The following is a 10,853-nucleotide window of genomic DNA, read 5'->3' on the forward strand; positions in this document are numbered from 1 at the left end:
CAACAAACTCAATGCAGCAACAGCAAAGCCTGTTGTTTGGTCTGCTTACACCGCCGATGTCTTGTGGGCTGATAGCCATATCGCCAAACATATGTTGGCCTACCACCTTAACCCAGAGATCGAGGCGGCGTCCCGTTCGTTTGATTTTATCGATGAGTCGGTAAACTGGTTGGTTTCAACCTTCGACCTAGGTCAATCATCCAAAACCATCGATTTTGGCTGTGGCCCAGGCTTGTATACCCAGCGCCTGAAGAAACAGGGAATAGGAACCGTCATAGGGCTCGATTTCTCGCAAAACTCACTTGCGCACGCGACTGAACAAGCCAAGTTAGCCAATTTAGATATCGGGTACCACCTAGGGAATTACCTCGACTACAGTGACTCACGCCAGTTTGATTTAATCTCCATGGTGATGTGCGATTTTTGTGCGCTAAACCCAGCGCAACGCTCTACCTTGCTGGGTAAATTCAAGTCGTTACTTGCGCCAAACGGGGTAATTGCACTAGACGTCTATACCGCGAAAAGGTTTGAACAACAAACTGAGTCGCTAACCCTAGCCAAGAACTCGATAAATGGTTTTTGGAGCGCTGAAGAGTACTGGTGTATCCAATCTTCCTTCACTTACGGTGATGATCTCGTCACACTGGACAAGTATGTCATCAGTGAAGCGCAAAGAGAGTGGACGGTCTACAACTGGCTGCAGCACTTTACACTGGACATGCTAAAAGCGGAGCTTGAGCCGCATGGGTTGCAAGTAAAGGCCACCTACAGCGACTTACGCGGCAAGCCTTTCGCCAAGGGCGATGAGATGGCAGTGATTATCGGCCACAAATAGCAGCACAGCGAAATAAACAGGGGAAGGGGCAATTGAATCGCCCCTTTTTTGTATTTGTTATTTCACAATAGCTTTGCCTCATAGCTCCTGCATCAACTGGATATAGTTTCCGCAGGTATCGTCTAGCACCGCTATCATGACTGGCCCCGCTTCTCTTGGAGGAATCGAGAATTGAACGCCCAGCCCTGTCAGCCGTTCGTATTCTTTGTTGATGTTATCGACAGCGAAAGAGGTCCAAGGGATCCCTGCTTCTTTCAATGAACGTTGGTATTGCCTGGCTGGCTCAAAGGCCATGGGTTCAAGCAATAACTCTACCCCAGATTGCTCTTGTGGAGAGACAACGGTTAACCACTTGTGCTCGCCTAAGGGGACTTCTGCTTTCTTGATAAATCCTAAAATATTGGTATAGAAGTTCAATGCCTTATCTTGATCTTCAACCGGAACGCTAGTGAGGCAGATTTTGATCACTGATATTCGCCTTTGCTGATTTGGAATACCTCAAAGATAGCCAAACCATCGCCCAAAAACTTATTCCAGATTGCTTTTATCCCACTTTTGTCTGTCGTTTTTGAAACTCTCTTGGCGAATACCCCGTGCACTTTTTAAATACTGAGGAGAACGTCGTTAAGCTTTCATAGCCCACGTCAAAGCAAGTTTGGGTTATGGGGTTTCCTTGCCTTAACAGTGCTTTGGCTTTTGAAATACGCAAATCTCGAAGGTAGTTTCTCGGCGTGACCCCATACATCTGCTTGAAAATTCGCACATAGTGGAAGCGAGACATAAAAGCAGCTTCAGCTAAGTCGTTTAACTCAACCCTTTCCGAGTGGTACTTCTCCATATACGCTTTGGACTGCCTAATAAGGACGTACGGTTTTGGCCGTAGCGGTAATTCGCTGTATAAACGATCTATCTCTAGTTCATAGTATGTCTTTGGGGAAGTCGGCATCTGCTTATGTTGCTGTGAAGGGTATGCTTTATTTTAACATGTTTGAGACTACTAAAGGGCCTGAATAAAGCCATTAATAATCAGCGCATTGGAAATATCAATAAAGAAACCACATACAGAAAATAGTCTGCATAATTTTCTAACCTAAATAGGAGAGAGTTTGAATATCCCACCCTAATCAATTGTCACTAACACATTGAATACTCATCTATTAAATCAATCAGGTTGTGCTATGTTAGTAACAGATTCATATTGGAAAATGGCCATGGAGTAGACAGCGCAGATGAAAACCAATCTTGAGGATCTTGATCTTAATCTCCTTAAACTACTGCGTGTGGTGGTAGAAACACGCAACACGTCGACTGCCGCAGAAAAGCTCGGAATTTCTCAAACCAGTGTCAGCCGAGGGTTGGCAAAACTGCGCGAAACATTTGGCGACCAGTTATTTATCCGCAAAGCCCATGGCGTCGAACCTTCAGAGCTGGCCGAGAGACTCGCAGAAGCGGCTGAAAACATGCTGACACCTTTTGCCAATGTGCTCGACTCATACCAGAGCTTTAACCCGCTCGAATATAGTGGAAAAATTGTTATCGCCATCGAGTTAAGCCTTCTTGAAACGTTTGGCCAAGGTATATACCGGGTTCTCAATGACGCACTTCCTAATGCTTGTCTAGAGCTCATTTATTGGCAAGAAGGCTCGTTGCAGGACATTCTCGATCGTAAAATCGATTATATGATCCACTTTTCAGCTTACCCACTGCCTCAAGACCTTTATGCTCACCACCTCAGCAGCCTAAAAGTAAGCTTGCTTGCAAGGAAGGACCACCCGATTTTGAGTCAAACCAGCGAACTGGAGTCTATCGCTCACCTTCCGGTAGTAAAGCTCGTTTCCGATGCAATAAACTTGAAACACGACCCCTTTGATGAACTCTATTTAGACAAAGGGCTCACGCCCAAAATTGCCCTCAGAACACACAGTATACCCATTGCTATTACTAAGCTAGAGAATTCCGATGCCATCAAGTTCAGTAGCAGTTACCTCATGAACTTGAGCGATAAATTGGCCTGCTATCCATTACCTAAAATGCCAGCGCATTTAACGGAGTTCAGCATATCGGGAAGCTACCTTCAGTCCAAACGTGGCTACCCGCTCAACCAGCACCTTCACCAAACCATGCAAACCTTCTTCGATAGCGTAGTTCAACCTGATATGGCCTAATAGCTACTCATTCCGCAGGTAACCAGCGTTAGTGAGTAGTTACCTGCTTTTTAATAGAGCCTCAATAATTAAAATTGATAGCTCATACCCACTGTCATCAGGTATTCCTCACTCTCATAGAAATCAATGTTTGAGGTGTTGAAATTTGCCCCTGCCAACGACACCAAACTCCAGTTTTCCCAGCCGGCAAAATCAGCATACTCATAGGCTAAAAAGACTTTGTAGCGGTTGTCCGTGCGTTCTTTGTTGAAAATAGGGTTGTTACCCTCGTAATCTCGATACGCATAACCGCCCGTCAAAGCTAAACTGTGTGCATCGACAGACGTAAAATACGTCACCTCTGCTTTATATTGATCGAATGTCTCCGCTTTGCCCTTGGCATCCCGGTGGGTATACGACACGGAAGAGACTAAGCCTGAGCGGTTGCTGAGCATCGTTGTGTGTGAGCCTTTGATATAGTAAGTATCATGGTCACGGCGTAACGCCTGTTCTGTTACTTGCTCGTCATCCACCTCAGCGGTGGCATACGCCATATCGAGCGACATACCAGAGTTATTGATATTATTGAGCTTCACACGAAACGCATAACCTTCAATATCTGTTTTTTGTCGATTACTTCCTGTTTGATATGGGTTAGCCCACACCTCACCCGAGACTACCGTTGGCAAGAAGGCTGCATCCAGTTGGGTTCCATTGGCAAAATCGTATTGGTAGCCGACCTCAAAGGCCAAGTCACCCACCGCTAGGTCATCCCTTGAGGTACCCAGGTAAACTCGCTGGTTATTATCATCACCCAATCGATAAGTCAGGCTTCCGAGGGGAGCGGCAATAAAATCATCGGTATGGGAACCTTTGCTATTCAAGTCATTTAAACGAGCATTACCATCAGTACTCAAGTTCGAGTTCGTCGACATATACCCCGAAGTCACTATAATTTCACCACTCAACTGGGAAGTCTCATTAGCAAAAGTCATTGTCGAGAAACCTGTAAGCGCAGCTGCTGTATATAGAAGGTAATTTTTCATCATCATCTCTATTTATATTAATTTTCAATAGGCGGAAATAATTTCTGGTGGCAATATTAAGCAGCCAGCATGAGATGACTACGTTTAACAGATATTCATTTCTGGTCACTACATAAAAAAGCCAGATAAGAACTGTCATTTACATCGATAACAATTTTGAATTTCTCTTATTCATGGTAGATGTATACAGGTAATGCTAGCTTTATTTCAACAACATACTGACAGTAGAGAATAAAAAATGTCATTCTATGGTTCACTTGAAAAAGATAACAGCATTAACATTTACATCAACGACCGCCTTTATAATATTGATGATAAAGGCCAAGGTAAGTGTGAAATAATATTGGTTGACAAGTCCCACTCAAAATTCCAACAAACTAATGAAGAAACTTTGTCAAAAAGAATCATTACAATGGATATTACGCCAGCTTGGGGCATGAATATAAATGACTTATCCATTTCCAGTTTATTTGAGCTTGCCAAAGATATACACCTCCTCGCAGATATTTATTGGATTGATAAACTCAAAATAAATGACTTGAGTAATAATGTTCAATTGAGTGAAATTTTGAAGTCAATTTTTCACAAACGACTACAAGATGAATTAGCGCTTGATTACTATTAAGCAATCTAACGTATTCACTCCTCGCAACCCTTCCGCCTTAATGCCAACTTACCCTCATTGGTTATATTGGCATTATCCCCGCGAAATCATCCCCAAACACGGCTTCTCCCCAAGCTGAATTGCTTAATTATTGTACATTATTAGCGACGTGTCGCAGGGAGTACCTTTTCATGGAGCCATTCAATCAAGCTCTAAAAAGTCCCTTATTCCTTTAAGGACTATTTTATCTGAGAAAATGTAAAAAAATTTTTTCAAAGTTCGATATAATGGTCCCGATAATCTTGTAGAGATTTGGATAGTACGTTAATGAACCAAACCCAGCAGTTGCTAGATGTTAGTACCAACGCTTTATTGCACCTCGAATTTCAGAAACTGGACAAGCACCTTACCTTAGCTGAAAGAAATAATATTTTAGTTAAGTACTTCAAACGTATAGCTAAATCCAATAGATACCGAGCAATCAAAAAAACAGCTAAACAGTGGATCAATGTTGGCCGACACCCTGAGGGTGATTTGGAAACCACACTGAGCAACGAAGTAGAGCAACTCACCCAGACTTGCTCCACCGACTTGTACCGCTTTGTCGGTTTGGTTGATGACATTGAATCTCAGCTGAAAACCAAAGTGCAGTATTCACAAGCACACAAAATTGACCTGAATGCCCGCTATGGGAAGGTATTGGTCTGCGTGGTGGATGAAGATTTGAAAGCCAGTTTCGACGAAGAAGGCTTGATGACTAAATCGACCCAGATCCTGTTCATTGGTAGTACTGATGACAAAGACACTTTCTCGGCTGTTATCGATAAGTGTGATGACTTCCAATCGGTTATCGCTTACGAAGATGAAAGCCACCTTCGCGTTGAGCTGTTCAGGCTTTAGTACTTTGCCCCTGATACGCAAAAAGGAGGCATGACTGCCTCCCCGTTTTATTACTTTGAATAATCACCGATAGTTTTATTCAACCAGAGTTAGTGAATCGAGGATCCCCTTACCGCTATGGATCCCCCCTTCGTTTTCACTGGCCGGTTTGCTGCGAATTAAATACCCCGCATAACCATCAAGCTGAGTCGCCGGCTCACCGTTAAAATAAGCGGTGAATAAGCCGATTTCGCTGACCAAATCCTCAACCAGCGTTTGCTCAGCATCACGTACAGCAACAGTAGGTACTTCGCGTTCATGCGGGTACAAACGTTGCATCAGCGCCCAGGCATCATACTCCTGCGGGTTTATCTGACTGAGTTTGTCGGTGATGTCTTCACCAAAGACACAGTGGCCTCCTCCTTCACCTTGGTTTTTGAGCACCCACTCATGTTTGGTAGCTTGGGTATTGAACCACTCGATCGTTGCGCTATTGATTGGCTTCATCTCAGCCAGCACGCTCTTGACCAACTGTGCTTCTTCAATGCTCAGCCCCCATCGGGCATAGTCCTCTGCTGGCATCATTGTCAGTAACATCTGCATCGATTTGCTGGTTGCTAATTGTTGGCTAATCGTGGCATTGACCGCAACATGGTGCTGTTCGATGAACAGTCGTGTCTGGCTCAAAGTATGGCAGCAGATAGGTTCATTAAGCTCAGGTGCACAGTAGTCTGAATACTGATAGCCAGCCCGAAGATAAACCACATCCACAGCGCCTACGCCATCAAGCATCAGGCGCTGACCATCGCCAGTGGAAAGTTGGTTGCTCAGTTGCTCAAAGGTACGACGAACAGTGCGCAGCCCCAGCTTCTGTAGTGCAACTTCAAGTAAATGCTGATCATAGACATTGTCCTCGTTCTTTTGCACCACCATCAAAAAGGTCGGCTTTCCTTGTTCATCAAAGTCAGCCCGGATCTTTTTCGCAGATGTGGCAATAGCCAAGGCCAACTGCTCAAGCCCTTGGTTTTGAGCTGGAACGGCATTACTCTCTTCTAGCCAATTTTGGTAAGTCTCTGGCCACTGGCTTTGCATATAAGCATGGAATTCTGTGGCCCGTTGGCCAAATGGCCCCATTCCAGCAGCGATACCGTTGAATTCGATCACTTTCGCACCATGTTGGCGATCATCCATAAAATCGGTTCGCATCAATAAGAGCGGCTGGCGGGCAGGATAGCGCCTGTCACTCATATCGCCATGGGCCTGTTGATGCAGAGACATCAATCGGCCGAAGAAAGGATCCGCTTTGGCCATGTTACCCAGTGATAGTTGCAAGAAGTCATGATCTTCAGAAACCTGACTGATTAGCTTGGTGATCAACGGGGTCACTTTCAGCAAGTGTTCATAGACATCACGCTCCATTGTCATCGGCGCAATACTGAAAGGACAATGCCTTGCGGTATTGTCTGCCTGCCTGAAGGCAACACCATGCATTATTGCCCACTCACAGGCATCTTCGATGATTTGCTGAGAAAGGAAACTGTTCTTCGCGAGAACCGGCTTTGCGTTCGTCATACTTTTTCTACTCTTACACTCAACGATTGAGCCACCGCTAAAGCGGCCACCCAACCTTCAATATGCTTTATTAACTGCTACTTTTTTCAGCCTATTATGCGGCCGACGCTTTAGTCATTTGATCTTGGGTCAAACCTAATGAACTGCTCAGATGTTCGCTTTCTTCCTGCGCCTTTTGGGCAAGGTATAAGTCGCGGTAATCCCCCTCTTGGCCAATCAGCTCATCGTGGTTGCCACTTTGCACTACGCGGCCTTTGTTCATCACCAAAATTTGGTCGGCATTCTGAATGGTCGACAAGCGGTGGGCAACGGTGATCACAGTGCGGCCATCCTGAATATTCTCTAATGCCTCTTTGACCGCTTCTTCGGTGTCACTGTCAATATTGGCTGTCGCCTCATCAAGCAAGAAAATGTTCGGGTCGTGAGAGATCGCCCTTGCCAAGGCCAGCAACTGTTTTTCTCCGACAGATAGCGAAGCACCACCGTGACTAGGTTTATGCTCATAACCACCAGCGAGCTGTTTGATAAACGAATGCGCCTTGACTTGCTTGGCTGCAAATGTGGCTTTGTCTCTATCCAACTCGTTGTGTGATAGGTCAATATTCTCCAGTACCGAACCACTAAATATCGTCGGGTCTTGAGATACCAAGCCAAACATCTGGCGGAGCTGCGCGTCTGGTAAAGAGCCAATGGGCTGGCCACCCACCAAGATCTCCCCTTTCTGATGCTTATAGAAACGCATTAGCAAATTAATCACTGAACTCTTGCCGCTGCCAGTATGACCAACAATAGCGGTAAACTTTCCACCTTTGGCTGTAAAGCTCACATCAGACAGTACCGGAATATCCTCTTCGTAACCGAAGTCTACATTGCGGAACTCGATATCATACGGCTCAGTCACCTCAACAAAGGCTTTCGAGTGATGCTCCCGCTCGGACTCATCATCCAACAACTCAAACACCCGCTTGGAGGCGACCGTTGCAACCTGTAATTTACGCAGCTCCATCGAAAGCTGCCTGAACGGGTCAAAGAAGCGCTCAATATAATTGAGAAATGCGTATAGCGTCCCGACCTCAACAACGGTTGTCAGCGAGCCATTAGCAAACCAGGCAACAATACCCGCCGCAGTCAAGGTGGACACCAAGCGTGTAAGCGGCAGTAGCATCAGGCTGTCGATGGCAATGGACCGGGTTCTAAACTGGAACCAACGCTGGTTTTCCTGCTCGAATTTCTCGGCAAACGCTCTTTCCTGCCGGAATGCCTGGATCAGGGCCATCCCCTGCAGTGACTCGTTGATCTTGCCATTGATATTACTCACCTGGGTACGAATACCGTCGAATACCGGCATCGAGATCTTGCGATATAAATGCATGGTCAACAACAGCACCGGGATCAATACAAGGCTTAACAACATCAAACGCCAGTCCAGTATGGCGATGGCAATAAAGATGGCGCCAATACGCAAGCCGCCCTGAATAATGGTCGGGATAGTCGATACAAACATGTCACGCATCGACTCGGTATCATTGGTTATATAAGAGACCAACTTCCCCGCCGGTAGCTTGTCAAAGTTTCTAATCGGGAAATTCAACACATGGCTAAACAGCTCTTTTCTGACATCCTTTACCACCAATAATGCACTGTGCCGGAATGTCACCGCTTGCAAATAGGTAAAGAGCGCCGATATGACATAAAACAGCATCACCAAGCCGGTTAACCATGCCAAGTGCTGCCATTCAAACTGCTGCGGAACAATGACATCATCCAGGATAATTTTTGCCAGCCATGGAATGGCCATTTCAGCACTCACCGCAATTGCCAGCATCACAAATGCCGTAAGAAAGCGGAGTTTATGAGGCAGTGAATACGCCAACAATCGTTTAAGCATGGACTTCTCCTACTGATTGACCTTCGGCGATTTCTGCCGCTTTTGTATCGCTCTCTAATTGAGAGCGGCCACCTTGCTGGTACTCTTGCTGGTGTTGGCTTAACTGACTCTGGCGCTGATAAACCGTGGAATACCAACCTTGTTTAGCAACCAGTTCATGATGCGTACCCCGCTCTTCAACCTGACCATCATTAAGCACTAGCACATGGTCAGCTTCTATCAGGTTGGTCAAACGCTGGGTAACCAATAAAACGGTTTTGTGTGCGTAATGTGCTTTCAAGTTCTGACGAACAATGACCTCCGTTTTCATATCCAACGCACTAAAAGGATCATCAAGCAAAAGAATATCGGCATCCGACAGCAGGGCCCTTGCTAGAGTCAGGCGCTGGCGCTGACCGCCAGAGAGATTGCTTCCCCCCTCTCGCAATTGGGTATCAAACCCATCAGGCATCGCCTCAATTTCCGCTTTGATCCCTGCCATCTCGGCCACGAACGCTATCTCAGCCTTCGTCGCATTGGGGTTAGCTAACGCAATATTTTCGGCAATGGTGCCTGAGAACAAAAATGGCTTTTGGGGCACCCAAGCTACCTTGCTCCGCAATGATTCGAAGGTCAGGCTATCAACTGGGTAGCCATCTATGCTGATAGTCGATGAGGCTGACAACGGGAACTGCCGTAGCACCAACTGCAACAAGGTACTTTTGCCGCTCCCCGTTGGGCCAGTGATTCCAACTAATCCACCGTTTGCCACATCAACCTGAATGTCTTCCAATGCTCGGCGGTTTGCGCCCTGATAGGAAAATGAGTTTATGCTAATTGCCAAGTTGGACTTAGCACCATTAGGCAAAACGGTCTCCCCTTCAATAACATCTTCTTGTTCAGAGAACAGTGCCTCCAAACGCTGCCATGACGTACTGCCACGCTGAAAGACATTGAACTGCCAACCAAACTGGAGGAATGGCCCCAGCAATTGGCCCAAGTAGAGTGTAAAAGTGGTAAACAAGCCGACAGAGATACTGCCTTGGTTTATCAACCAAGCGCCGTAACCCAGAGAAATCACAAAGGACAAGCCATAAACCAATTGGATTGTCGGCCCGAATGCCGCATCCACTTTGGCTACCGCTAAATTCGCATCCAAAGTTTCATCAAGAGTCTGCCCAAAACGTTTTTCTTGGCGTCGGCCGATACCATGAGAGCGAACCGCCCTGATCCCCGATACTGTCTCGCGAGTTTCTTCATTGAGATGCGAAAAAGCTGCCTGAGCACGACCAAAGGCTTTATGCAGCTTGGTGCCATATCGGCTAGTGACAAGGACCAGTAAAGGAAACGGTAGCAATGCCACGACAGTCAATTCGCCGCTGACCACAAAAATCATACCGAAGATAACGGTGAAGCCAGCAATCACTGAATCCACCAAGGTCATGATCCCCATACCTGTTGCTTCTTCAACCGCGTTGAGATCGTTTGTCGCATGCGCCATCAAATCGCCGGTACTGCGACGGGAATAAAACGACGGTGATAATGTCGAAAACTTCTGGAATAAATCTCGGCGCAACACCTTAGTGATCCCAATTGCAGCACCATAAAGCTGGCTCTGCCAAACATAACGCAGGCCGTACATTGCGATAGCGGCAGCGACAATACCGCCAAGGTGCACCATCAATACTGACAGCGTCAGATCACCTAAGCTGATACGATCTACAATTCGGCCAATGAGCCATGAAGGCACCAAATTCAACAATGCCACAACCTGCAACACCACTATGGCAATCAAGTACTGGCGGGCAAACATTTTTATGTAGCCCCGCAACTTCCAAAGAATATTCATGTGCTATTTCACTAAGACCTCTAGCTTGCCTACAGTGCCTGTAGGCGGTTTTGTTAC

At 46.2% G+C, this 10,853-nt stretch carries 10 protein-coding genes; 4 read left to right on the plus strand and 6 right to left on the minus strand.

The genetic code is table 11. The annotated features are described in order from the left end of the window. The coding region (locus BIZ37_RS26965; protein WP_187464157.1) for a class I SAM-dependent methyltransferase at positions 1–835 on the plus strand (835 nt) is incomplete at its 5' end. Positions 836–913: 78 nt separating this feature from the next. On the opposite strand, the gene BIZ37_RS26970 is transcribed toward BIZ37_RS26965, so the two are convergent. After that, a complete protein-coding gene (locus tag BIZ37_RS26970; protein ID WP_370577851.1) occupies positions 914–1,303 on the minus strand; it encodes a VOC family protein in 390 nt (129 codons plus the stop codon). Between the two features lie 76 nt (positions 1,304–1,379). Continuing rightward, positions 1,380–1,781: a helix-turn-helix transcriptional regulator gene (locus tag BIZ37_RS26975; RefSeq protein WP_187464158.1), complete on the minus strand. Its 402-nt coding sequence runs from the start codon at positions 1,779–1,781 to the stop codon at positions 1,380–1,382. A 283-nt stretch (positions 1,782–2,064) separates the two neighbouring features. Here BIZ37_RS26975 and BIZ37_RS26980 point away from each other — a divergent pair, with 283 nt between their 5' ends. Then, positions 2,065–3,000, plus strand: a complete 936-nt coding sequence (locus BIZ37_RS26980) for a LysR family transcriptional regulator (protein WP_187464159.1) — start codon at positions 2,065–2,067, stop codon at positions 2,998–3,000. Positions 3,001–3,068: 68 nt separating this feature from the next. On the opposite strand, the gene BIZ37_RS26985 is transcribed toward BIZ37_RS26980, so the two are convergent. Further along, complete coding sequence (locus tag BIZ37_RS26985) at positions 3,069–3,974, minus strand: DUF2860 domain-containing protein (RefSeq protein ID WP_255526926.1); 906 nt, start codon at positions 3,972–3,974, stop codon at positions 3,069–3,071. A gap of 289 nt (positions 3,975–4,263) precedes the next feature. On the opposite strand from BIZ37_RS26985, the gene BIZ37_RS26990 reads away from it, so the two are divergent. After that, positions 4,264–4,650, plus strand: coding sequence for a hypothetical protein (locus BIZ37_RS26990; protein WP_187464161.1), 387 nt, complete (start codon positions 4,264–4,266; stop codon positions 4,648–4,650). Positions 4,651–4,956: 306 nt separating this feature from the next. Further along, positions 4,957–5,529 (plus strand): DUF2913 family protein, encoded by a 573-nt coding sequence (locus BIZ37_RS26995; protein WP_107301125.1) that lies wholly within the window; start codon positions 4,957–4,959, stop codon positions 5,527–5,529. Positions 5,530–5,604: 75 nt separating this feature from the next. Here the strand turns inward: BIZ37_RS26995 and BIZ37_RS27000 are convergent, their stop codons facing one another. The 3 genes from BIZ37_RS27000 to BIZ37_RS27010 form a co-directional block, all read right to left on the minus strand. Next, positions 5,605–7,080 carry a glutathione synthase gene (locus tag BIZ37_RS27000; protein WP_187464162.1) on the minus strand — a complete coding sequence of 492 codons (1,476 nt, stop codon included), beginning with the start codon at positions 7,078–7,080 and terminating at the stop codon, positions 5,605–5,607. A gap of 94 nt (positions 7,081–7,174) precedes the next feature. Beyond that, positions 7,175–8,968 (minus strand): ABC transporter ATP-binding protein, encoded by a 1,794-nt coding sequence (locus BIZ37_RS27005; protein WP_187464163.1) that lies wholly within the window; start codon positions 8,966–8,968, stop codon positions 7,175–7,177. Continuing rightward, positions 8,961–10,796: an ABC transporter ATP-binding protein gene (locus BIZ37_RS27010; RefSeq protein WP_187464164.1), complete on the minus strand. Its 1,836-nt coding sequence runs from the start codon at positions 10,794–10,796 to the stop codon at positions 8,961–8,963. Before BIZ37_RS27010 ends, BIZ37_RS27005 begins: the two co-directional genes overlap by 8 nt. Between the last annotated feature and the right edge of the window lie 57 nt (positions 10,797–10,853).

Origin of the sequence: Photobacterium sp. BZF1 (genome assembly GCF_014349205.1) — a bacterium.
GTDB lineage: Bacteria > Pseudomonadota > Gammaproteobacteria > Enterobacterales > Vibrionaceae > Photobacterium.